This is a genomic window from Streptomyces sp. SYSU D01066-1 (assembly GCF_054956795.1).
In genome coordinates, this window is the sequence record NZ_JBUDHV010000009.1 from 1 (window position 1) to 21,997 (window position 21,997).

General features: G+C 73.7%; 20 protein-coding genes. 7 read left to right on the forward strand and 13 right to left on the reverse strand.

Going from position 1 to position 21,997, the window contains the following annotated elements; genetic code table 11:
* On the forward strand, window positions 1-985 hold a 985-nt coding region (locus tag ACY1JF_RS11280), incomplete at its 5' end, for a VWA domain-containing protein (protein ID WP_462704894.1).
* A 28-nt stretch (window positions 986-1,013) separates the two neighbouring features.
* On the opposite strand, the gene ACY1JF_RS11285 is transcribed toward ACY1JF_RS11280, so the two are convergent.
* Window positions 1,014-2,006, reverse strand: a complete 993-nt coding sequence (locus tag ACY1JF_RS11285) for a lysylphosphatidylglycerol synthase transmembrane domain-containing protein (RefSeq protein WP_462704895.1) — start codon at window positions 2,004-2,006, stop codon at window positions 1,014-1,016.
* A gap of 501 nt (window positions 2,007-2,507) precedes the next feature.
* Window positions 2,508-3,413 carry a helix-turn-helix transcriptional regulator gene (locus ACY1JF_RS11290; RefSeq protein ID WP_462704896.1) on the reverse strand — a complete coding sequence of 302 codons (906 nt, stop codon included), beginning with the start codon at window positions 3,411-3,413 and terminating at the stop codon, window positions 2,508-2,510.
* A gap of 87 nt (window positions 3,414-3,500) precedes the next feature.
* On the opposite strand from ACY1JF_RS11290, the gene ACY1JF_RS11295 reads away from it, so the two are divergent.
* Genes ACY1JF_RS11295 through ACY1JF_RS11305 form a run of 3 tightly spaced genes read left to right on the forward strand, consistent with a single transcriptional unit; the run spans window position 3,501 to window position 5,941 of the window.
* Window positions 3,501-4,061 carry a quercetin 2,3-dioxygenase gene (locus ACY1JF_RS11295; protein ID WP_462704897.1) on the forward strand — a complete coding sequence of 187 codons (561 nt, stop codon included), beginning with the start codon at window positions 3,501-3,503 and terminating at the stop codon, window positions 4,059-4,061.
* A gap of 10 nt (window positions 4,062-4,071) precedes the next feature.
* A complete protein-coding gene (locus ACY1JF_RS11300; protein ID WP_462704898.1) occupies window positions 4,072-5,034 on the forward strand; it encodes an amidohydrolase family protein in 963 nt (320 codons plus the stop codon).
* Window positions 5,035-5,050: 16 nt separating this feature from the next.
* The gene (locus ACY1JF_RS11305) at window positions 5,051-5,941 is read left to right on the forward strand and encodes an alpha/beta fold hydrolase (RefSeq protein WP_462704899.1); all 891 of its coding nucleotides are present in this window, start codon (window positions 5,051-5,053) and stop codon (window positions 5,939-5,941) included.
* Window positions 5,942-5,970: 29 nt separating this feature from the next.
* Here the strand turns inward: ACY1JF_RS11305 and ACY1JF_RS11310 are convergent, their stop codons facing one another.
* On the reverse strand, window positions 5,971-6,492 hold the full coding sequence (locus ACY1JF_RS11310) for a MarR family winged helix-turn-helix transcriptional regulator (RefSeq protein ID WP_462704900.1): 522 nt from the start codon (window positions 6,490-6,492) through the stop codon (window positions 5,971-5,973).
* A 109-nt stretch (window positions 6,493-6,601) separates the two neighbouring features.
* On the opposite strand from ACY1JF_RS11310, the gene ACY1JF_RS11315 reads away from it, so the two are divergent.
* The gene (locus tag ACY1JF_RS11315) at window positions 6,602-7,993 is read left to right on the forward strand and encodes an MFS transporter (protein WP_462704901.1); all 1,392 of its coding nucleotides are present in this window, start codon (window positions 6,602-6,604) and stop codon (window positions 7,991-7,993) included.
* Window positions 7,994-8,112: 119 nt separating this feature from the next.
* Here ACY1JF_RS11315 and ACY1JF_RS11320 read toward each other — a convergent pair whose 3' ends face one another.
* Entirely contained in the window at window positions 8,113-10,107 is a 1,995-nt protein-coding gene (locus tag ACY1JF_RS11320; RefSeq protein ID WP_462704902.1) for a flavin monoamine oxidase family protein, read from the reverse strand.
* 231 nt (window positions 10,108-10,338) lie between these two features.
* Here ACY1JF_RS11320 and ACY1JF_RS11325 point away from each other — a divergent pair, with 231 nt between their 5' ends.
* Window positions 10,339-12,237, forward strand: coding sequence for a CASTOR/POLLUX-related putative ion channel (locus ACY1JF_RS11325; RefSeq protein ID WP_462704903.1), 1,899 nt, complete (start codon window positions 10,339-10,341; stop codon window positions 12,235-12,237).
* Window positions 12,238-12,417: 180 nt separating this feature from the next.
* Here the strand turns inward: ACY1JF_RS11325 and ACY1JF_RS11330 are convergent, their stop codons facing one another.
* Complete coding sequence (locus tag ACY1JF_RS11330) at window positions 12,418-12,951, reverse strand: EF-hand domain-containing protein (protein ID WP_462704904.1); 534 nt, start codon at window positions 12,949-12,951, stop codon at window positions 12,418-12,420.
* Window positions 12,952-13,495: 544 nt separating this feature from the next.
* On the opposite strand from ACY1JF_RS11330, the gene ACY1JF_RS11335 reads away from it, so the two are divergent.
* Window positions 13,496-14,404 (forward strand): SAM-dependent methyltransferase, encoded by a 909-nt coding sequence (locus ACY1JF_RS11335; RefSeq protein ID WP_462704905.1) that lies wholly within the window; start codon window positions 13,496-13,498, stop codon window positions 14,402-14,404.
* 63 nt (window positions 14,405-14,467) lie between these two features.
* On the opposite strand, the gene ACY1JF_RS11340 is transcribed toward ACY1JF_RS11335, so the two are convergent.
* The 8 genes from ACY1JF_RS11340 to ACY1JF_RS11375 all read right to left on the reverse strand — a co-directional run bounded on the left by ACY1JF_RS11340 (window position 14,468) and on the right by ACY1JF_RS11375 (window position 21,737).
* Window positions 14,468-15,604 carry a DUF475 domain-containing protein gene (locus ACY1JF_RS11340; protein ID WP_462704906.1) on the reverse strand — a complete coding sequence of 379 codons (1,137 nt, stop codon included), beginning with the start codon at window positions 15,602-15,604 and terminating at the stop codon, window positions 14,468-14,470.
* A gap of 2 nt (window positions 15,605-15,606) precedes the next feature.
* Entirely contained in the window at window positions 15,607-16,104 is a 498-nt protein-coding gene (gene rraA, locus ACY1JF_RS11345; protein WP_462704907.1) for a ribonuclease E activity regulator RraA, read from the reverse strand.
* A 51-nt stretch (window positions 16,105-16,155) separates the two neighbouring features.
* Window positions 16,156-16,800: a 3-oxo-tetronate 4-phosphate decarboxylase gene (otnC, locus tag ACY1JF_RS11350; protein ID WP_462704908.1), complete on the reverse strand. Its 645-nt coding sequence runs from the start codon at window positions 16,798-16,800 to the stop codon at window positions 16,156-16,158.
* Window positions 16,797-18,059, reverse strand: a complete 1,263-nt coding sequence (gene otnK / locus ACY1JF_RS11355) for a 3-oxo-tetronate kinase (RefSeq protein WP_462704909.1) — start codon at window positions 18,057-18,059, stop codon at window positions 16,797-16,799. Before otnK ends, otnC begins: the two co-directional genes overlap by 4 nt.
* An 83-nt stretch (window positions 18,060-18,142) precedes the next feature.
* Complete coding sequence (locus tag ACY1JF_RS11360; RefSeq protein WP_462704910.1) at window positions 18,143-19,225, reverse strand: isocitrate/isopropylmalate dehydrogenase family protein; 1,083 nt, start codon at window positions 19,223-19,225, stop codon at window positions 18,143-18,145.
* A gap of 38 nt (window positions 19,226-19,263) precedes the next feature.
* Window positions 19,264-20,100 (reverse strand): sugar phosphate isomerase/epimerase family protein, encoded by an 837-nt coding sequence (locus ACY1JF_RS11365; RefSeq protein WP_462704911.1) that lies wholly within the window; start codon window positions 20,098-20,100, stop codon window positions 19,264-19,266.
* Complete coding sequence (locus ACY1JF_RS11370) at window positions 20,097-20,789, reverse strand: aspartate/glutamate racemase family protein (protein ID WP_462704912.1); 693 nt, start codon at window positions 20,787-20,789, stop codon at window positions 20,097-20,099. Before ACY1JF_RS11370 ends, ACY1JF_RS11365 begins: the two co-directional genes overlap by 4 nt.
* A gap of 234 nt (window positions 20,790-21,023) precedes the next feature.
* Complete coding sequence (locus ACY1JF_RS11375) at window positions 21,024-21,737, reverse strand: FadR/GntR family transcriptional regulator (protein WP_462704913.1); 714 nt, start codon at window positions 21,735-21,737, stop codon at window positions 21,024-21,026.
* Window positions 21,738-21,997: the final 260 nt, after the last annotated feature.

The following is a 21,997-nucleotide window of genomic DNA, read 5'->3' on the forward strand; positions in this document are numbered from 1 at the left end:
CGCCGAAGCGGCCCTCGCGGCGGCGGCCGGCCAGGTCCGCGCCGCCGCGCGCACCGCGGTGGCCCGGGCGGCCCGGACCGTCCGGGAGGAGGCCGCGCTGACGCGCGCGTGGGGCATCGGCCCCGGCGAACTGGAGCGGCTGCCGTTCGACCAGCGGGCCCGGCTCGCCGAACGGCTGCGCACCGGCCGGCTCGCCCGGTGGGCCGAACTGATCGGCCGCTTCCGGCAGATGGCCGGCGCCGAACGCGCCCGCAAGGTGGAGCACACCACCGGCGAACTGGTCGGCGTCACCCTCGGCGACGACCTCTCCCGCGTCATCCCCTCCGAACTGGCCCACCTCGGCCTGCCCGGCCCGCGCGCGGTCTTCGCCGCCCGCTACGCCGCCGGCGAACTGATGCTCTACGACAGCCAGGGCGAGCAGGACACCGGCCGGGGCGCCGTCATCGCGTGCGTCGACACCTCGCACTCCATGTACGCGCAAGGGCCCGGCGGCATCACCCGGGAAGCGTGGTCCAAGGCCTGTGCCCTGGCGCTGCTGGACCAGGCCCGCGCCGCGCGGCGCGACTTCGTCGGCATCCTGTTCTCCGCCGCCGACCAGCTCCGCGTCTTCCGCTTCCCGGCCGACCGGCCCGCCGAGGCCGCCGAGGTCGTCGAGTTCGCGGAGACCTTCCTCGGCGGCGGAACCGACTTCCAGCGGCCGCTGTCGGCCGCCGTCGACATCCTGGCGGCGGAGTTCGACGACGCGGCGCGCGGGCGCGGTGACATCGTGCTGATCACCGACGACGCGTGCGAGGTCACCGAGGCGTGGACCCGCGGCTGGAACGAGGCCAGACGCCGACTGGGCTTCCGCCTCTTCGGCGTGGCCATCGGCGTCCCGGACGCGACCGGGACCGGGTCGGTCCTGGAGGCCCTGTGCGACAACCTCCGCACCGTCGACGACCTCACGGACACGCACGCCGCCGCCGACCTCTTCCGGGTCATCTGACGCCGCGGTCCGGCCCGGGGGCCGCCCCTCAGATCACCTTCAGCCGCACCAGCGCCCCCAGCGTCAGCGCCCCCGGCAGCAACGGCAGCCAGACGGTGATGATCCGGTAGGCCAGCACCACCGCCGTCGCCACGGCCGCCGGTCCGCCCGCCGCCACCAGCGCCACCACCAGCGCGGCCTCGACCGACCCCAGACCGCCCGGCGTGGGCACCAGCGCGACCGCGACCGTCGCCGCCAGGTACGCCAGCGCCATGTGCGCGGCCGGCACCGGCAGCCCGAGGGCCCGTCCCGTCAGCGCCAGCGCGGTCGCCTGCAGCGCGGGGAAGGCCAGCGAACCGCCCCACAGCGCCAGCGCCCGCGCCGGGCGCGCGTGCACCGAACGGGCCTCGCCGAGCGCGGTGCGCAGAAAGCCGGTCACGGCCGTGCGCACCCGCCGCACCAGCGCCAGCACGCCCGCCGCCACCACCAGCACCGCCACCGTGCCGAGCAGCAGCGGGCCGGCGAACCCCTCGGGCAGCAGTGTCCCGAGCCGCAGCGCGCCGGGGAAGGCGAGCAGCAGCGCCCCGAGCAGGGCCACCCGGCCGACGCTCTCGGCCAGCAGGTACAGGGCGAGCGCGGCCGAGGAACGGGCCGGCGGCAGCCCGCACACCGTCATGAACCGCAGGTTGACCGCGCCGGCGCCCAGGCCGCTGGGCAGCAGGTGGTTGGCGGCGCCGGCCGCGAACTGGGTGGCCAGCAGCCGTCCACCGGGCAGCCGCTGCACCACCGCGCCCTGCCGGGTGCAGGCGGCGGCGACCCAGGTCAGACAGGTGGTGGCGACGGCGGCCAGCAGCCAGGGCCGACTGGCCGTGGCGAGGTGCCCGACGCCCTCGGCGAGCACCGACCGCTGCCGCACGGCGACCACGGCGACGAGGACGAGCGGGAGCAGGCACAGGACCTGGCGGATCCGGTGGGCCGGGACGCGGCGCAGACGCCGGGGGATCCGTCCCGGAGGAGCTTCGGGGAGGTGTACGGCTGTCACACCGGCGAAGCGTTCCCGCGCCGCGTCAACTCCCGGTGGCAGCAGCGGGGACGGCGGCTTACGGGCGGGCAGCCGCCCGCTGTCGGCCTCGGGACCGCCCGAGGGTCCGGCGTCCGCGGCATGACCGGGGAGACCACCGCCCCGACCCGGTCGCGCGGCGTCCCCGGCGCCGGGCGGGGCCGCCGCCCGCCTCGACGACACCTCGGAGGCGGCCGTCCACGAGACGCTCACCGAGACCCTGGCGGACCGGACCGCCGCCGCCGTCGCCCATCGCCCACCGCCCGTCCACGGCCCGCGCCGCCGGCCGGATCCTGGTGACCGGGGCAGGCCGTGTCGTGGAACGCGGTACTCGTGACGGTCTCCGCGCCGCCGGCCCGATGCCGGTGACCGGAGCCGGCCGTGTCGTGGAGCACGGCACCCACGACGCTCTGCCCACCACCGGCGGCCGGTACGCCGAGCTGTGCCGCGGCCGGTCCGGGAACCGGCGGGGCGAGGCTGTCCTCAGGGCCTCGTGAGGGTCCGGAACTCGGTGGGCGTCATCCCGGTGCGCTGCCGGAAGAACGCGCTGAAGGCGGTCGGATAGCCGAACCCGATCCGCTCCCCGATGGTGGCCGGCGCCAGCGTGGTGTGGATGAGCAGGCGTTTCGCCTCCAGCAGCACCCGGTCGTCGATGAAGCGCTTGGCGCCGACACCGAGCGCCGCCCGGGTGGCCCGGGTGAGCGTGCGCGGGCTGTAGCCCAGCCGGGCGGCGTAGTCCTCCACCCGGTGGGTCCGTCCGAAGTCCTCCTCGACCGCCCGCCGGAACCGGTGGAAGGGCTCGCCGCCGCCGGTGCGGGGCCGGCGGCGCGGGTCGGCGAGGTGGACCAGCCGCACGAGGATCACCGAGAGCAGGCCGCGCAGCGTCTCGACGTACGCCTCCAGCGCCAGGTCGCCGAGCCCGGCGTGCTCCTCGACCAGGGCGTCGAGCAGCCGCAGCAGCGCCGCCTGCCGCGCCGGGTCCGGGGTGATCAGCCGGTACGGGGCGTGCTCGCCGTCCCTGATCAGGGCGTCCGTCGCGGCGCTCGGGAAGCCGGAGGGGAACACCAGCGCGGTGGCGTCGGCCGTCCCGGGACCGTCCGGGAACTGGAGCACCTGCCCCGGCCACACCCACAGCCAGTCGCCCGCGCCCAGCGTGTACGAGGTGAAGTCCACCGCGCACGCCAGCCGCCCGCCCCGTACCGCGACGACCAGGTGGAAGGCCGGGCGCACGGGCGTGGTGAGCGGACGCTCCCGCTGGTCGGCACGGGCGGCGAGGCCCGGCAGGTCGAGCACCTCCAGCCCCGGTGGACGGCCCGGTGTCGGGCGGTAGGACACCGTCGGAACGCCGCCCGTCGGACGGCCGCCCGCGAACTGTCCGTTTTTCTTCATCGCGTGGCCGAGTGTATGCCGACCACCCGCCGGGGCCGGTTCTAGGTTGGCGGGAGCCGTCCGAGCCGCAGGAAGGACCGACCCCCCATGACCATCGAGTTCGCCACCCGCTACCGCCAGCGCTCCCACATCCCCCCGGAGCCGGGCAAGCCGTACTTCATCGAGAAGGGCATGGGCGACCGCGCCCACCTCTTCACCGACCTGATCACCGTCTACGCGGGCGGCGAGCAGACCGAGAACACCTTCAACTTCTTCACGGTCGAGGGACCCAGGAACGAGACGATCCCCGCGCACTCGCACGCGGACACCTACGAGGTCTTCTACATCACCGACGGCGCGGCCCGCCTGTTCGTGGAGGACCTGGAGGGCGAGCAGCACGAAAAGCTCCTGACCGAGGGCGACTTCGGCTTCGTCCCGAAGAACTGCGTGCACGCCTACCGCATCGAACGCCACCACACCCGCATCGTCGGCGTCGCCGCCGGACCGAACGGCACCTTCGAGCGGTTCTTCGAGAACCTCGGCACGCCCGCGGAGGAACTCGGCCTGCCGCAGCGCCCGTACGTGCCCGAGCCGCACAAGTTCGGCACCGTGCCGCAGAAGTACGACGTGAACTTCCTGCCCGACCACAAGTGGCGCACGGAAAAGTGAGGAGCGGTACATGAGCACCCCCGGATACCTCGATGTCCACGCCCACTTCGTCACCGACTCCTACGTCCGCCAGGCCCGCGCGGCCGGCCACGAACTGCCCGACGGCGTGCCCGCCTGGCCCACCTGGTCGGCGAAGGCCCACCTGGAGCTGATGGACCGCTGCTCCATCGAGACCTCGATGCTGTCGGTCTCCTCCCCGGGCGTCCACTTCGGCGACGACACCGCCGCCCGTCGGCTGGCCCGAGAGGTCAACGAGGACGGCGCGGAGACCGTACGCGCCCACCCCGGCCGCTTCGGTCTGTTCGCCTCCCTGCCGCTGCCGGACGTCGACGGCTCGCTGGAGGAGATCACGTACGCCTGCGACACCCTCGGCGCCGACGGCGTGGTCCTGGAGACCAACACCCACGGCACCTACCTCGGCAACCCGGACCTGGAGCCGGTCTGGGCCGAGCTGGACCGGCGCGGCGCGGTCGTCTTCCTGCACCCCACCTCGCCCGTGTGCTGGGAGCAGTCCGCCCTCGGCCGCCCCCGCCCGATGGTCGAGTTCATCTTCGACACCGCCCGCACCGTCACCGACCTGCTGATGGCCGGCACCCTCGACCGGTACCGGAACCTCACGGTGATCGTGCCGCACTGCGGCGGCGCCCTGCCGGTCCTCGCCGACCGGATCAACGGGTTCATGAAGATGTTCATGCCGGCCGGCACCGACGCCCCGGACGCCGTCGGACAGCTCCGCCGCCTCTACTACGACCTGGCCGGCCCCGCCCTGCCCCGCCAGCTCCCCGCGCTGCTGAACCTGGTCGGCCCCGACCGCCTCCTGTACGGCAGCGACCACTGCTGGACCCCGGCCGCCGGCGTGGAGGCGCACGTCGCGGGCCTGGACGCGGCCCCCGCCCCCGAGGGCCACGCCGACTGGCGCACGCTCACCACCGCCAACGCCCGCCGCGTCCTGCCGTCCCGCACGGCCCACTGAAGGACGGAGCCACACCGTGCCGTTCTCCCTCCACCTGCTGGCCCCGCCCGATCCGGCCGCCCTGCCGCTGCCGCACCCGGCCCGCCCCGCCGACGGCGTGACACTGCTGCGCGGCGCGGTGTACGCCCTCCCCGAAGGCAGCCGCCCGCTCACCGCCGACCTGTGGCTGCCCGAGGACGCCACCGGCCCGGTGCCGGTCGTCGTCTTCGTCCACGGCGGCGGCTGGCGGGCGGGGCTGCGCGACGACCTCGGCCCGCGCTTTCGCGACTGGACGCCGGGCCCCTTCGCCCGGCTCGCCCGGGCCGGGTTCGCCGTCGTCTGCCCCGACTACCGGCTCAGCGGCGAGGCCCCGCACCCCGCCCAGCAGGGCGACCTGGCCGCCGTACTGGCCTGGCTGCGCGCCCGCGCGGGCGACCTCGGCCTCGACCCCGCGCGCACCGTCCTGTGGGGCGAGTCGGCCGGCGGACACCTCGCCGCGCTGACCGCCCTGACCCAGCCGCCGGGCACCGTCGCCGGGTGCGTCACCTGGTACGCCCCCACCGACCTGCCCGGCCTCGCCGAGGACCGCCCCGAGGGCGCGTACGACGCCCACGACCCGTCCTCCTTCGAGGCGCTGCTGCTCGGCGGGCCCCCAGCCGACCGGTCCGGGGCGGCCCGCGACGCCAGTCCGGTCACCCACGTGGGGCCCGACGCGCCGCCCTTCCTCCTCCTGCACGGCACCGACGACTCCCTGGTCCCGGCCCGGCAGTCCGTCCGCCTCGCCGAGGCCCTGCGCGCCGCCGGACACCACCCCGACCTGCGCCTGGTCACCGGGGGCGACCACCTCTGGATGGGGCTGTCCGACGCGGACGCCGAGGAGTGCTACGCCCGCACCCTCGCCTTCGCCCGCCGCTGCGCGGGCGTCTGAGGGAGCCGCAGGGGCGGGTCAGGGGCGCGTCAGGGACGGGACTGGCGGGACTCCAGGTCGAGGAGGAGGGTGCGCAGGTCACCGGCGAGCCGGTGGCGCCCCCCGACGTCCAGGGCGCGCAGCAGGTCGGACTCGAAGGCGTAGTGGCCCTCCAGGTCCCGGTCCAGGTCCGCCACGCCCTCCGGGGTGAGGCTCACCAGGGAGGAGCGCCCGTCGTCCGGGGAGGCCGTACGGGCGATCCACCCCTCCTTCTCCAGCCGCTTCAGCCGGCCGCTCAGCCCGGCGCCGGAGACCAGCATGGCCTCCCGCAGCCGCGTCGGGGTCAGGGCGTACGGCGGACCGGCCCGCCGCAGGGCCCGCAGGACGTCGAAGTCACCGAGGTTGTTGACGACCATGCCCGGACGCCGGCGCAGCCGCCGGCTCTGCGCCTCCTCGATCAGCTGAGCGAGGCGCTGGACGCGGGCGAGCACCTCGCCCGGCGAGACGTCCAGGCGCGGGCAGGCCGCCGCCCACTCCTGGGTCGCGGTGTCGACGGCGTCGGCTGTCGTCATGTTTTGTTCGCTTCCTTTCCGACGGCTCTCCCGTCAGCCTACTCGCCGCCACAACTGGCCCTCGGCTCGATATTTGGTTCGCTCGCGAACTACCTATACGCTCGGTGACATGCGTAGTGAGAGCTCTTCCGGCCCGGCGCCGGCCGCGCCCGACACGGCCGCCCGCGACGTCCTGGCCCCCCGGCGCCGCTCGCCGGGCACCGTGCTGGCCAGCACCAGCCTGGGCACCCTGCTGGTGATCCTGCTGACCTCCGGCCTCAACATCGCCTCCCCCGAGATCCGCTCCGCCTTCGACGCGGGGGACACGGCCATCGGCTGGGTGCTCTCCGGCTACACCCTGGCCTTCGCCATGCTGTCGCTGACCGGCGGCGCGCTGACCGACCGGTTCGGCGCGCGGCGGATCTTCCTGGTGGGACTGGGGGTCTTCACCGTCTTCAGCCTCGTGGCCGCCGCCGCCCCCACCGTGGGCCTCGTGGTCGTCGGCACCTTCGGCGAAGGGGTGGGGGCGGCGCTCGTCCTGCCGTCCGCGCTGGCGCTGATCCAGTCCGTGTACCAGGACGTCCCCGGACGCCTGTCCTGGGCCATCGGCATCTGGGCCGGCGCCAACGCCCTGGGGGCCGCTCTGGGGCCGGTGCTGTGCGGGGCCCTGGTGTCGGTCTCGTCCTGGCGTGCCATGTTCCTGGCCGTCGCCGTCCTGGCCGTCGTCTTCGCCCTGGTGGGACGGCCCGTACTGCCGCCGCTGCGCGGCGGCGGGGCCCGGCTGGACCTGCCCGGCCTGCTGGTCATGGTGGTGCTGCTCGGCCTCGTGGCCTTCCTCGCGCACGACTGGCGGGCGCTGCCGCCCGCCGTACTGGCCGCCGGCGTCGTCCTCGCCTGCGCGGCGGTCTGGGTCTTCGGCCGGGTGGAGCGGCGCGCGCCCGCGCCGATGCTGCCGCTGAGCCAGTTGCGGGACGTGCCCTTCAGCGCCAACGCCGTCGTCACGGTGGTGGGCACCGCCGCCTTCTTCGGCACCCTCTACATCACCAGCATGGGCCTCCAGGACGAGCTGGGCATGGCGCCCTTCGTCGCCGGCGTGGCGCTCCTGCCACTGGCCGGCGGCAACATCGTCACCGCGCTCGCGGCCGGCCGGATCATCGGCCGCCTCGGCGTCCGGGGCGCGATGATCCTCGGATCGGGCCTGCTGATCGCCGCCCTGGCCGTCATCCCGCTGGTCTTCGACCACTACGGCGCGCTGGTCGCCCCGCTCGTCCTGATGGGCGCCGGCTGGGGCCTTCTGGTCCCCACCACCTCCGCGGCCGGACTGGCCCGCGCCCAGCGGGGCAAGGAGGGCGTCGCCTCCGGCGTCACCGCGGGCGGCCGGGAGCTGGGCGCCGCGCTCGCCGCCGCCGTGCTCCTGCCGCTCGGGGTACGGGCGGGCGTCTGGAGCGCGGCGGCGGTCGGCACCGTCTCACTGGCCGTGGTGCTCCTCGGCGTCCGCCTGCGCGACCGCACCGGCGCCTGAGCGGGTGGCCGACGGGGCCGACGGCGGCCGTCCCGCGGACGTGAGCCGCCGCCCCGCGGTGAAGGGCCAGGCCCGCCCGCCCCGCCCGGCCGTGGTCGGAGCCGGGCGGGGCGGCCGGCTCAGGCGGTGTGGATCTCCAGGGCGGTCCGCACGGCGGACTCCACGGCCCCCTCGATCCACGCCGGCTTGACGGACGTGTGGTCCCCGGCGAAGTGCAACGGACCCTCGGCCACGGGGATGGCGGGCAGCAGTTCCGTGTGCTGCCCGGGCAGGAGCACGGACGCCTCCCCGTAGGCGTACGGGTCGCGCAGCCAGCTCTGGGTGCGGCCCGCGCCGGTGTAGAAGACCTCGATGCGCTGGCCGTAGACCTGCTGGAGGCCGCACAGGGCATGCGGGTACCGCGCCTCGTCGTCCAGGGAGTCCCAGCGCAGCGCGTCGTCCGCCCAGCTGTAGGAGGCCAGGACCACGCCCCCCGCGCTGCCCGGGACCGGGTGGGAGGGGTGGAACATGAACCGGTTGGCGTTGTCCGACACCGAGCCGCCGCCCACGACGTCGACCGCCTCCGGCTGGTCGCGCGCGACCGCGCGGTTGGCGGCGTAGTGGGTGCGCTGACCCGCCGTGATGTGCCCGCCGGGCACGGAAGGGTGGGCGCCGAGCAGACTGCCGTCGGCGGCGGCCCGGCCGGTGCGGTAGGCGTCGTACAGACCCGGGTCGACGGCGTGCAGTTCCCGCTTCCAGTCGGCCTCGTCGAATTCCCACCAGCGGCGGCTGAACTCCAGCAGCACCTTGGTCGCGCAGTCGTAGTGCAGCTCGCAGACCGCCCGGCGCTTGCGGTACGACAGGGGCGGGGTGATCTGGACGTGGCGCAGCCCGGAGAACGGCACCGTGACCGCGGCGACGTCCGCGGTGAACTGCTCCCGTACGACGGGGCCGTCGCGGCCCTCCGAGACGGTGTCCACCCACACGTGCGGACCCTTGTCCCGGACGTGCTCGGTGTCCGTCGAGGGCCGGTCGGGGTGGTGGTACTGGATGCGCGTGACCCGGCGGTCGAACCGCACCTCCTCGCGCACGCGTTCCAGCAGGGCGTCCGGCAGTACGGCGGTGCCGCCCTCCAGCTCGTAGAAGGGCGTGTCGGGGCTGATGAGGGAGGAGCCGATGAAGCTGTGGATGAAGGACAGCGGGAGGCGTGAGGTGAGGTTCTCCAGGGTGCCGATCAGGTCGACGGTCCGTTCGTCGAGGCCGGCGTGCTCGGTGAGGAAGCGGAACATCGACCAGTCACCGAACCGCTCCACCACCCGGGCCCAGCCCTTCAGCCGCTCCGGAAGCGGCTTGTCGACCCGCTTGCCGTCGCTGCCGACGCGACTGAACTCGTCGCGCACCGGGTCCAGCACGGAGCGCAGGATGGCGGCGGCGGGGGTGTCCCAGTGGGCCCGGGGGACGCCGAACGACCGGTTCACGCGCCGGGGCGCGCGGGCGTAGTCCGCACGCCGCACACGGATACCGTTGACGTGGATCCAGGTGCGGTTGGCCGGACGCCCCTCGCCGTCGACGTCGACGTAGTGGAAGCGCCGCTTCTTCAGGCCGAACTGGTCGATCAGCTCCATCACCAGGGGATGGCTGCCCGGGATGCGCATCGCGCCGGCTTCGGCGTACTGGCGGGGATCGGTGAAGGGCTGTTCGGCGCGCTCGTGGCCACCGTTGCGGAAGGTCTTGACGCGTCCGCCCGCCCGGTTGCCGTTGGCCTCCAGCACCGTCACCCGGTGCCCCGCCCGCTTCAGCAGCCAGGCGGCCACGAGACCGGCCGGGCCGGCGCCGATGACCAGGACGTCCTTGGGCCGTGCCCGGCGCTGGGCCGGCAGGCCCTTCTGGAGGACGTTGTGGTAACGCGGTACGAGGGGACGGTCGTCGGAGTCCAGTACGAGCAGGGCGCGGGCGACGGCCAGGCTCCGGCCGGAGCCGGTGCCGCGGCCGGCGGCCGGGGCGGTCGGCGTGGGCAGCGCCGCGGCGGCACCGGGGGTCAGGGCCGTGGCCACCGTGGCCGTGCCGACCGCCGCCGCGAAACCCCTGCGGGAGAAACCGCCGTCTGAGCGCACCACCGCGTGATCTTCAGTCATGGCGGACTTTGTACCGACGGCCGGGACCGGGCGTCCGCCTTTCGCTCCGGCGTTGACTCGAAGGAGCTAATACGACGACCAGCCCTGACGGTACGGCGGACGCGCCGAGGGGAACGGCTCGGCGACCCGAAGGGATGAACGCTGCCCGAACCCCGGCTGCCGCGGTGACTGACCACCCACACTGCGACATGCGTACCTCTCACAGACGTCGGAGGGGGAAAAGGGGGGAAAGTGGCGCAGCGGCGTACTCCGTTCGGTGACCGGGCCCGGTACTGGTTCGACAGCACGCTGGCCCGCGGTGCCGCCGCTCTCGTCGGCTGGATGGCGCTGCTGTGCCTGGCCGTCGTCGTCCCGGCCAGTGCGGTGCTGGTGTGGACCGACCCCCACGCGCCGGCGTCCCTGGCGGACCGGCTGGCGAAGGTGTGGCAGCTCACCGGGGAGACGATGCGGCTGGGCGGTGCGACGGGCACACCGCCGCGGGTGCTGATGTCGGTGCTGCTCGCACTGGTCACTCTGCTGTACGTCTCGGCGCTCGTCGGTCTGATCACGACGGCGCTCACGGAGCGGCTCACCGCGTTGCGGCGGGGCCGTTCCACCGTGCTCGAACAGGGGCACGCCGTGATCCTGGGCTGGTCGGAACAGGTCTTCACGGTGGTGGACGAGCTGGTGGCCGCCAACGCCAACCAACGGCGCGCCGCGGTGGCGGTGCTGGCCGACCGGGACAAGACCCTCATGGAGGAGGCACTGGGCACGCGGGTGGGCCCGGTCGGCCGTACGCGGCTGATCTGCCGCAGCGGCCCCACCACCGACCCGTCCGTGCTCCTCCTGACCAGCCCGGCCACGGCCGGTGTCGTGCTGATCCTGCCCCACGACGGCCCCGACGCCGACGCCGAGGTGGTCAAAACCCTGCTGGCGCTCAGGACGGCACTGGCCGAAGGGGAGCACCGTCCGCCCGTCGTCGCCGCCGTCCGTGACGAGCGGTACCGGCTGGCCGCCCGTCTCGCCGCCGGACCGGGCGGTGTCGTCCTGGAGAGCGACACCGTCACCGCCCGGCTCATCGTCCAGGCCGCCCGCCGCCCCGGGCTCTCCCTCGTCCACCAGGAACTCCTCGACTTCGCCGGCGACGAGTTCTACCTGGTCGCCGAGCCCGCGCTGACCGGCCGCCCGTTCGGCGAGGCGCTGCTGTCCTACCGGACGTCGAGCGTCGTCGGGATGGTGCGCGGGGGCACCCCGCTGCTCAGCCCGCCGCCGGACACGCCCATCACCGCGGACGACCTGCTCCTCGTCATCTCCCGTGACGACGACACGGTCTGGCTGGACGACTGCGCGGAGTCGGTCGAGCGGGCGGCGATGGCGTCCGGCCCCCCGACGGCCGCGCGTGCGGAGCGGGTCCTCCTGCTGGGCTGGAACCGCCGGGCACCGCTGATAGTCGACCAACTGCGCCGCCGCGCCCGGCCCGGATCGGCCGTCGACGTGGTGGCGGACCGCGGTGAGGCGACGGTCCGGCAGGTGGGCGAGGCCGACGCGCGCAGCGGTACCGGTCTCAGCCTGACCCTGCACCACGGGGACGCCACCGATCCGGAGACGCTGCGACGCCTGGACCCCCACTCCTACGACAGCGTGATCGTGCTCGGCCGGGATCCCGTCCCCGATGAGCCGTCGGCCGACCCCGACACCCGCACGCTCGTCACCCTCCTGCTGCTGCGCCGGCTGGAGGAGACCACCGGGCGCGAACTGCCGGTCGTCACCGAACTGATCGACGACCGCAACCGGGCTCTGGCCCCCATCGGCCCCGGAGCCGACGTGATCATCAGCGGCAAGCTGATCGGCCTGCTCATGGCCCAGATCTCCCAGAACCGGCACCTGGCGGCGGTCTTCGAGGAACTGTTCTCCGCCGACGGCGCCGGGGTCCGCCTGCGGCCCGCCGCCGACTACGTACGGCCGGGGAGCGAGACGTCCTTCGCCACGGTCGTGGCCGCGGCACGGCATCGCGGCGAGTGCGCCATCGGTTACCGGAGCCACGCCGGCGCGCCGACGAGCCCCGGCTACGGCATGCGGATCAACCCGCCCAAGGACGAGCGGCGCCGCTGGACGGCCGGGGACGAAGTGGTCGTCATCGGCAGGGACTGACGTGGGGCGGGTGGGGCGGGGCGGGGACGCCTGGAACGCCGCGGGGAGGGCGGGCAACGCGGTGGAAGGCGTGCCGGGACCCGAGCACGTCCGCGAACCGGACCGGGAGCCCGGCGGCCCGGCCTCTGCGGAGTGGGAACCCGGCGGCCCGCCCCCTGCGGAGTGGGCCGCCGGACCGGATCAGGCCGCCGGAGCCGGCGCCAGCAGGTCCGCGGGGACGCCGCCCTTGTCGGGGGCGTAGAAGTTCTTGATCTCGGCTTCCCAGGCAGCCACCTGGATCCGGTCGGCGTCATCGGGCCCGAGGGCCTCGAAGAGGGCCTGGATGTTCGGCAGGTCGAAGCCGACCCCCCTCAGCATGCCGGTGAACACCGGTCGGGTGACGGTACCGCTGCCGTCCAGGTCACCGAGGCGTGCGAAAGAGGACGCGAACTCGTCGACCGCCCCGCCGAAGCGCTCCGGCGACAGGACGCAGGCCTGGTACTCGTCGTACGTGATCCGGCCGTCGCGATCGGCGTCGAGCTCGCCGGCCAGCGTGTTCCAGTAACGCGTGAAGCCGGCGTGCATGGCCCGCTTCCGCGCCTCGTCGGCTCCGGGCACGGCCGCGGCGACCCGGCTGCTCATCAGGGCGAAGTCCTCGGCTTCCAGGACACCGTTGCCGTCGGCGTCGAACAGGGTGAAGACGAGTTTGACACGGTTGACCGCTTCCTTGCGCATGGGCTCGTACCTTTCGTCGGACCAGGAGACGGGAGAGCCGACGGCCGACGGCCGTGCGTGCCGGCCACGCCGTACGGCGCGCGCGACGGCACAGCCCCTTACCGGTGAGCCGTCGCGCAGCCACTATGCGGGCCGTGGAATCCGGTGTCCCGGGGAGAGTGCGCTTGTCAGCAAATAGAGCGAACATGGCGCCGATCCGGCATGAACCGGCCCCTCCGGGTCCTGCGGTGGCGTGCTCCGCGCATCGGGCCTCCTTCGCGGGGCCGACGGGAACCGGTTCGAACCGGCGTGCACGGCGCGCTGGGCAGACGGCAGCGCCCCGATCGGTCTCCGCGCGCCCTACCGGTGGCACGGGCCGCCCCCAAAGATGAGGAGCCCGCAGGACATCCGAGCGACTCCGCGCCCCTGCCCGAACGTGACGGTGAAGCGGGCCGCGTGGTCACACCCGTCGTGCCACCGGCGGCACGGAGCCGGTGAGAGTGGCGCGCGACGCCCCGGTCGCGCCCCGCGCTGTTCGTGGTCCCGACTCGCCAACGGAGGAGACATGGCCGGCACAACGCGTCACGGCACCGGTGCGGACGGCGTGGGAGGAGGCGTGGGGGTGACCGCGCTCATGGTCGCCGCGGCACGGGCGATCGAGACCCACCGCCCCGACGCCCTGGCCCGGGACGTCTACGCGGAGCACTTCGTGCGCGCCGCACCCGCGTCCGCCGACTGGCCGGTCCGCCCGCGACAGGTCCCGGACGGGGAGGCGAACCCCCTGTGGGGACGGTTCGCCCGCTACTTCGGTCTGCGGACCAGGGTCTTCGACGACTTCCTCCTCCGGACGGCGCACACGGGCGGCGCCCGCCAAGTGGTGCTGCTCGGAGCAGGGCTGGACACGCGGGCCCTCCGCCTCGACTGGCCTCCGGGAAGCGTGATCTTCGAGATCGACAGGGCGGGGGTGCTGGCGTTCAAGCAGCGGGTGCTCGACGGACTGCCGGCCACCCCGAAGGCGGCGCGCGTACCCGTCCCGGCCGACCTCCGCACCGACTGGGCCGGAGCACTCGCCGACGCGGGCTTCGACACCACCGCGCCGAGCGCCTGGCTGGCCGAGGGGTTGCTGTTCTACCTGCCGGCCGCCGTCGAGACGCACCTCGTGGACACGGTGGGACGGCTGAGCACGGCGGGGAGCGCGCTGGCGTACGAGGCCAAGCTCGAGAAGGACCTGCTGGAATACCGCGACAGCCCGCTCTACACGGCGACGGCACAACAGATCGGCATCGACCTCCTCACCCTGTTCGAACACGGGCCGCGTCCCGATTCCGCAGGTGACCTGGCGGGCAAGGGCTGGACCACCTCGGTCCGCACCCCCTTCGACTTCACCCGCCACCACGGCCGCGGCCCGCTGCCCGAACGGAACGACGCCCTGGCGGGCAACCGGTGGGTGTTCGCGGACAAGCCCGGACCGTGATGCCGCAGCCGGGCGAGGGGACGGGGGGTGAGGGGGCTGTCGGGACGGATCACTCAATGGCGCTCATGCCGTGAAGACCGCTTCGGTCTCGTCCTTTTCGCTCTCGCCCTCGGCCACGGGGCGGCGCTTGTTGCGTCGGACGGAGGACCAGAAGGAGGCGCCGATGAGGACCACACCGATCAGACCGGTGATGAACTCGTTGATCTCGTACTGGATGGTCACCAGCAGGACGGCGGCGAGGGCGCCGATGGCGTAGTGGGCGCCGTGCTCCAGGTAGACGTAGTCGTCGAGGGTGCCCTCGCGGACCAGGTAGACGGTCAGGGAGCGCACGTACATGGCGCCGACGCCGAGCCCCAGGGCCATCAGGACGATGTCGTTGGTGATGGCGAAGGCGCCGATGACACCGTCGAAGGAGAAGGACGCGTCCAGGACCTCGAGATAGAGGAACATGAAGAACGCGGCCTTGCCCGCGAGCTTGAGAGCCGACTTGGGCTTGCCGGTGTGCGCGGCTCCCTCCTCGTGCTCCCGTTCCTCCTCCTCTTCGAGCTTGTCCTCGAAGAAGCCGGAGAGACCGCCGACGACCAGATAGGTGATCAGACCGGCGATACCGGAGAGCAGGACCGTCTCCGCCTTGTCGACGTGGGCGCCGCCGTGCTGGTGGGCGTGGGCGCCGAAGGTGATCGCGGAGACCAGCAGCACGATCAGGGCGATGCAGACCGACAGCATGTCGACCTTGCCGAGTTTGGCCAGCGCGCGCTCCAGCGGAGCGAGCCACTTGATCTCCCGGTCCTCGAAGACGAAGTCCAGGAAGATCATCAGGAGGAACATGCCGCCGAAGGCGGCGATCGACGGGTGGGCGTCGGTGACCAGCTGCTGGTAGCGGTCCTTGTCAGTGAGGGCGAGGTCGACGGCCTCGATGGGCCCGAGCGACGCACTGACCGCGACGATGACGACCGGGAAGACCAGCCGCATGCCGAAGACGGCGATCAGGATGCCGACGGTGAGGAAGATCTTCTGCCAGAAGGCATTCATCTTCTTCAGGATCCCGGCGTTGACCACCGCGTTGTCGAAGGACAGCGAGATCTCCAGGACGGACAGGATCGCCACCACTCCGAAGGCGGCCCACCCACCGTAGAAGACCGCGGCCACCAGGCCGAGCGCGGTGACCGCGAACGACCACCCGAAGGTCTTCAGAACCACGGTCAGCTCACCGTGCCTTCGGGGAGGAGGGCGACGCCGTCGTCGTCGGCGTGCAGGATGTCGCCGGGGCGGAAGGTGACTCCGCCGATGGTGACGGGCACGTCGACGGCTCCGGCGGCGTCCTTGGCGCTCTTGCGGGGGATGGTGCCCAGCGCCTTGATGCCGATCCGGAGACCGGCCAGGGCGGCGCTGTCGCGGACGGCGCCGTGCAGGACCAGGCCGGCCCAGCCGTTGTCCTGGGCGGCACCGGCGATGAGGTCGCCGACCAGGGCGGTGCGCAGGGAGCCGCCGCCGTCGACGACGAGGACGGCGCCGTCGCCGGGGGTGCGCAGCAGGTCGCGCAGGAGGCCGTTGTCCTCGTGGCAGGAGACGGTGCGGACCCGGCCGGCGAAACTCCGGTGGGCGCCGAACTGGCTGAACTGCACGTCACACACGCGCAGGTCCGTGCCGTACTGGTCGACCAGATCGGCGGTGGGGACGGGGGTGACTGTTTCCGGCATGGTGATGCTCCTCTTCGTTCGGGGCTGCCGCGCCCGTTCCTCATCCGGCCGTCAGGAGGATGGGGGCGCGAGCGCGGCAGCCTGCTCGGGGGTGAGGGGACGGGTGGCGTGTCCTCGCAGGAGGAGGTGCAGCTTGGCGGTCTCCTCCAGCTCCTCGATCGCGTCGGCGGCCTGCTCCATCGACGCGCCGGCGATGACCGGACCGTGGTTGGCCAGGAGGAGGGCGTGATGGGTGCGGGCCGTCCGTTCGGCGAGCGGTTCCAGGCTGTTGTCACCGGGGGCGTGGTAGGGGAGGAGGGGGAGGGTGCCGACGCGCATGGCGTAGTACGCGGTGAGCGGGGGCAGGACGTCGGCCGGGTCGACGTCGTCGAGGCAGGAGACGGCGGCGGCGTGGGTGGAGTGCAGGTGGACGACCGCCTGGGCGCCGGGGCGGGCCCGGTAGAAGGCGGCGTGCAGGAACGCCTCCTTCGTGGGACGGGGGCCGTCCAGGTGCTTGCCGTGCAGATCGGTGCGGGACAGCTCGGCTTCCTCGACGGTGCCGAGGCTGGACCCGGTGGGGGTGAGGAGCAGGGTGCCGTCGGCCAGGCGGACGGACAGGTTGCCGGTCGAGCCGTGTGTCAGACCGCGGGTGAAGAGCGAGCGGGCGGTACGGACGATGAGCGTCCGGGCGGCCGACTCGTCGGCGTAGGCGGTCACTTGGCCTCCGTGAGGGCACGGGTGAACAGGTCGGGGGCGCCGAAGTTGCCGGACTTCAGCATGAGGGCGAGGCCGCCGCTCTTGGTGGTGGCGTAGGTCCACGGCACACCCGGGTCGGCCTCCTCGCCGACGAGGACGGCGCGGACGCCGAGGGCGGTGGTGACGGCGCCCGACGTCTCCCCTCCGGCCACCAGAAGACGGCGTACACCGCGTTCGACCAGGTGGGTGGCGAGGGTGCCGAGCAGTTCCTCGACCTGCGCGGCTGCCTCGGCGACACCCAGTTGAGCCTGCACAGCAGCCAGTTCCTCCGGTGACGCGGAGGCGTAGACCAGGACCGGCAGATCGGGGTCCTGCCCGTCGTACCAGGCCAGGGCCTCGCCGGTGACATCGCGGCCGGAGGCGGCGGCGAGGACGTCGAGGTGGAGGGAGGGCAGACCGGCGGCGTAGAACTGGGCGATCTGCTCCAGGGTGCGGGCCGAGCAGCTGCCGGCGAGGACGGCCGCCCGCCCCTCGCGCGGCCAGGGTTCGGCGGTGGCCGTACCGACCGCCGGATAGGCGTGTCCGAGACCTTCGGCGAGGCCGGCGGCCCCGGCGACGACCGGCAGTTCGAGCGTGGCGGCACCCAGGACGGCGAGGTCCTCGTCGGTGAGGGCGTCGGCGATGATGTGCCGGACGCCGGACTGCTGGTGGGCCACGACGGCGTCACGGACGGCCTCGACCCCTCGGCGGACGGTTGTCCAGTCGATCAGGGCCACCCGGTGGCGGGTCTGCGCGGACAGCAGGCGCACCAGCGCGGAGTCCGTCATGGGGTTGAGGGGGTGGTGGCGCAGCGGTGAGTCGGACAGCAGCTGGTCGTGGACGAAGAGGTGGCCCTGGTAGACCGTGCGGCCGTTGGGCGGGGAGGCCGGGCAGTGCAGGGTGACGCCGGCGCCGGCGGCGTCCATCAGGGCGTCGGTGACCGGGCCGATGTTGCCCTGCGCGGTGGAGTCGAAGGTGGAGCAGTACTTGAAGTACACCTGGGCCGCGCCCTTGGACCACAGCCAGCGCTGCGCGGCGAGGGAGTCGGCGACGGCCTCGTCAGCGGGCGTGGAGCGGGACTTGAGGGCGACTACGGCGGCGTCGCAGTCCGCCGGGAGTGCGGTCGTGTCGTCCGGGGTGCCGAAGACCAGGGCGGTGCGCAGGCCGGCACGCCGGAAGGCCGCGGCGACGTCGGTGCCGCCGGTGAAGTCGTCGGCTGTGCAGCCGATGCGCAGGGTCATGGTCGGGGGTCTCTCCTCGGGCGTGCGGGCATCACATACGGGCCCGGGGCGGGCGGCGGAGTCACCCGCCCCGGAGTGGGCGGTCAGTGCTGGCCGGCGCCGATGGCCTTGATGACGGCGGCGGTGAACTCGGTGGTGGACGCGGAGCCGCCGAGGTCGCGGGTGGAGGTGCCGGCGGCGATCGCGTCGGCCACGCCCTTCTCGATGACCTTCGCGACGGTGGCGAGCTTGTCGTCGCCGTGCTTGGCGGCGAGCCACTCGAAGAGCATGGCGCCGGAGAGGATCATGGCCACGGGGTTGGCGACGTTCTGCCCGGCGATGTCGGGGGCGGAGCCGTGGGAAGCCTGGGCCATGGCGGTGGTGGCGGAGGAGTTGATGGACGGTGCGGTACCGAGGGAGCCGGAGATCTCGCCGGCCAGGTCGGAGAGGATGTCGCCGAACATGTTCTCGGTGACGATAACGTCGAAGTCCTGGGCGCGGCGCACCAGGTGGACGGTCATCGCGTCGATGTGGAAGTCGTCCACCGCCACGTCCGGGTAGTCCTCGGCGACTTCCTGGCACACCGTGCGGAACAGGCCGGTGGTGAGCTTGAGGACGTTGGCCTTGTGGACGATGGTGAGCTTCTTGCGGCGGGAGCGGGCCAGGTCGAAGGCGACCCGGGCGACGCGCTCGGTGGCCTCGCGGGTGATGATGCCCAGCATGATCGCGGTGTCCGCGGTGGGCATGAACTCACCGGTGCCGGCGAAGGTGTTGCGGTCGGCGTAGAAGCCCTCGGTGTTCTCGCGGACGATGACCAGGTCGGCGTTGTCGCAGACGGCCTTGGCGCCCGGGAAGGACTTGGCGGGGCGGATGTTGGCGAACAGCTGGAAGTGCTTGCGCAGGGTGCCCGAGGGGTTGAGCGCGGACTTGTGCGGCTCGGGGTAGGAGACCGAGTCGTGCGGGCCGAGGTACCAGCCGTCGAGGCCGGCCAGGGCGTCCTTGGTCTCCTCGGGGACCGGGGTGCCGTGCGTCTCGATCGCGGCGGCGCCCAGCGGCAGGGTCACCCACTCCACGGAGACGCCGGCGGCCTCGGCGGCGGCGGTGGCGATCTCCACGGAGGAGGGGACGATCTCGGGGCCGATGCCGTCGCCGTCGAGGACGCCGAGGCGGTAGGTCTTGCTGCTCATGGTGCGGGTTCCTCTCAGAACAGGGGAGTGGGGGAGGGTCAGGACAGGACGGCCGCGGCGTCGGTGAGCGCGGTCCAGGAGCGGGCGGCGGCCTTGGCGCTGTCGCCGTCCTGGGTGTGTTCCAGGGTCAGCCAGCCGGTGAAGCCGCCGTCCCGCAACGCGGTGAACAGGGTGGGGAGCCGGGGGTCGCCGACCGCCAGCGGCCCCCGGGTGGAGGCGGCGGCCAGTTGCAGGCAGCCGGTGACGGCGGCGTGGTCGGTGACCGCCCGGACCGCGTCGACGCCCTCGGCGTCGAGGTGGTGGGTGTCGAGGACCAGTCCGGCGGGGACGTCGAGCGAGTCGATGACGGCGCGGGCCTCGGCCGGGGTGTGCCACAGCGAGGTGTTGGCCCTCGACTGCGGCTCCAGCAGCAGCCGGCTGCCGCGCGCGGCGGCCTCCTCGGCCAGTTGCTCCACGGCTCGCTCGGCCCACACCCGCTGCATGTCGGCCAGGCCGGGCAGGAAGGTGCCCCGGGTCTGGCCGAGCGAGACCGGCACGTCCAGTTCCCCGGCCAGCCGGGCCGCGCCCAGCAGCCGGAACAGCGCGTGCCGGCGGACGTCGGGGGACGGGTCGGTCAGGGTGAGCCGGTCCTGCGCGGCGACCGGTCCGGTGCCGATACCGTAGACCTTCAGTCCGGCGGCCTCGACGGTGCGGGCCAGTGCCTCGGCGTCGGCGGCGCCGGCCTCGCGGACCTGCACTTCCACTCCGTCGTAGCCGAGTTCGGCGAGTTCCCGGACGGCCTCGGCGAGCGGCGCCGAGTGGCCGAGCGGCATGCGGGCGGCGCAGTCGTCGGCGGAGACGGTGTAGGCCAGCGGCCAGGGCGGGGCGGCGCTCATGACGCGACCGCCGGTGCCCCGGCCGGGGTGAGCAGGCCGCGCAGTTCCCGGGCGGCCGCCCCGGCGCCGTCCAGCACCGGCACACCCAGCAGGGCGGACAGCGCGTCGCGGGCCGGGGTGAGGGAGTACTGCGCCAGGAGCACCACGTCGGCGTCGGCGCCCCCGGCCGTGCGCAGGGCGTCCGCGAGGTGGCGGGCGGCCGTCTCCGGGTCGGCCCCGGCGGCCTCCTCGCTCAGCGCGGTCACGATCTCGACCGGCCGGTCCGGGCGTACGGCCGGAATGAGCGCCTCCAGTTGGGCGACGGCCGCCGGGACGGCGGGCGGGGTGGAGGCGACGACGGCCAGCCGCCGGTACGGGCCGGCCAGGGCGGCCTGGAACAGCGGCTCGTCCGACTTCAGCACCGGCACGTTCCACAGCGCGCGGGCGGTGTCGACCACCTCGCCGTAGGAGGAGCAGGTCAGCAGCAGGCCCTGGGCGCCGCCGTCCATGACGTGCGCGATCAGCCGGAGCATCCGGCGGCGCAGCGTGCCGGTGAGGCCGCCGGCCGCGCGGGCGTCGTCCAGCAGGCGGTCGTCCAGGACGTTCCAGACCGTGGCCTGCGGAAACTCCTGGGCGAACGCCTCCTGGGCGATGCGGTGGGCGGCCGGCACGGCGTGGATCATGGCGACCAGGGGAGGGGATTCGATCACCGGGTTCTTCCTCTTCCGGTAGGCGGGGACCGGTAGGGGTCCCGACCGGGGCCGCTACGGCCGACGGGGGGCGGACTCCCTGACGGCTCAGGAGGCGGGCCCGAGATGGGGGACGGCAGCGTGGTGTCGCGGTGCCGTGCCGCCACTGTAGGCCGAACCGGTCAACCGGTCAACCGGTTGATTCGACGAGGAGTCGCGAGGTGCCGGAGACGGTCCGGCGGCTCTCCGTGACCGCTACTCCTCGCGCTGTTCGAGCGCCTTCATCAGACGTCGGGACGCGCCGTCCATGTGCCGGGCCATCGCCGCGCGGGCGGCCTCCGCGTCGCCGTCCGCGACCGCCTCGAAGATCGGTACGTGGTCGGCGTAGGCCGTCTCGCGGGAGCGGACCGCGCCGGTGCGTTCCACCCAGCCGCGCTGGATCATCGCCCGCATGCCCTTGAGCATGTCCCGCAGCACCGCGTTGCCTGCCAGTTCGCCGAGGGCCGCGTGGAAGGCGGTGTCCGCCTCCGGGAACTCCTCGTCCGGGCACTCCCGCATCGCCGTCAGCCGGGTCCGCAGCAGTTCGACGCCGGTCTCGTCGCGGGCCTGGGCGGCCAGACCCGCGACGACGACCTCCAGCTCGGCGCGGGCCTGCACCATGTCGCGGGCGCCCCGCTCGCCGAGCACCAGCCCCAGCTCGAAGAGCCGGTAGAGCACGTCCGAGTCGGTGCCCCGGAAGTACGTGCCGCTGGACTGCCGGATCTCCAGCAGGCCGAGGAAGCCGAGCGACTTGATCGCCTCGCGCACGGTGGGCCGGTTCACTCCGAGCATCTCGGTGAGCTGCCGCTCCGAGGGGATGCGGTCGCCGGGCTGGACCTCGCCGGACATCAGGTAGTCGATCAGGCGGCGGGAGACCTCGGCGGCCAGTGGCTCGCGCGGCTCGACCGTGATTCTGGCGAGTTCGGCCATCGATTTCCTCACTTCGGTATTGACGCGATGGCCGGATTCTAGTTACCTACCGGCAATCCGGTAAACCGGTTGTCCGGAAGTCGACGGTCGAGCCGCCGCCCTTCCGCCCTGACCGGCAGCCCCGGTGTTCCCAGCCATGCCAGGCGCACTCCTGACGTCCTCCCCGGGCACCGCCCGCCGCGACCGTGCGCCCGCCGAGCCGCCGTACAGGAGCCGCACGTACTATGACCGACCCGACGCACGAGCCGAGTACGGCCCCG

Coding starts and splice junctions, on each gene's coding strand:
- ACY1JF_RS11290 (WP_462704896.1), bottom strand. CDS start 3,413: ATGAAGAAAAACGGACAGTTCGCGGGCGGCCGTCCGACGGGCGGCGTT.
- ACY1JF_RS11320 (WP_462704902.1), bottom strand. CDS start 10,107: ATGACTGAAGATCACGCGGTGGTGCGCTCAGACGGCGGTTTCTCCCGC.
- ACY1JF_RS11330 (WP_462704904.1), bottom strand. CDS start 12,951: ATGCGCAAGGAAGCGGTCAACCGTGTCAAACTCGTCTTCACCCTGTTC.
- ACY1JF_RS11315 (WP_462704901.1), top strand. CDS start 6,602: ATGCGTAGTGAGAGCTCTTCCGGCCCGGCGCCGGCCGCGCCCGACACG.
- ACY1JF_RS11300 (WP_462704898.1), top strand. CDS start 4,072: ATGAGCACCCCCGGATACCTCGATGTCCACGCCCACTTCGTCACCGAC.
- ACY1JF_RS11310 (WP_462704900.1), bottom strand. CDS start 6,492: ATGACGACAGCCGACGCCGTCGACACCGCGACCCAGGAGTGGGCGGCG.
- ACY1JF_RS11375 (WP_462704913.1), bottom strand. CDS start 21,737: ATGGCCGAACTCGCCAGAATCACGGTCGAGCCGCGCGAGCCACTGGCC.
- ACY1JF_RS11365 (WP_462704911.1), bottom strand. CDS start 20,100: ATGAGCGCCGCCCCGCCCTGGCCGCTGGCCTACACCGTCTCCGCCGAC.
- rraA (WP_462704907.1), bottom strand. CDS start 16,104: ATGCCGGAAACAGTCACCCCCGTCCCCACCGCCGATCTGGTCGACCAG.
- ACY1JF_RS11335 (WP_462704905.1), top strand. CDS start 13,496: ATGGCCGGCACAACGCGTCACGGCACCGGTGCGGACGGCGTGGGAGGA.
- ACY1JF_RS11295 (WP_462704897.1), top strand. CDS start 3,501: ATGACCATCGAGTTCGCCACCCGCTACCGCCAGCGCTCCCACATCCCC.
- ACY1JF_RS11360 (WP_462704910.1), bottom strand. CDS start 19,225: ATGAGCAGCAAGACCTACCGCCTCGGCGTCCTCGACGGCGACGGCATC.
- otnK (WP_462704909.1), bottom strand. CDS start 18,059: ATGACCCTGCGCATCGGCTGCACAGCCGACGACTTCACCGGCGGCACC.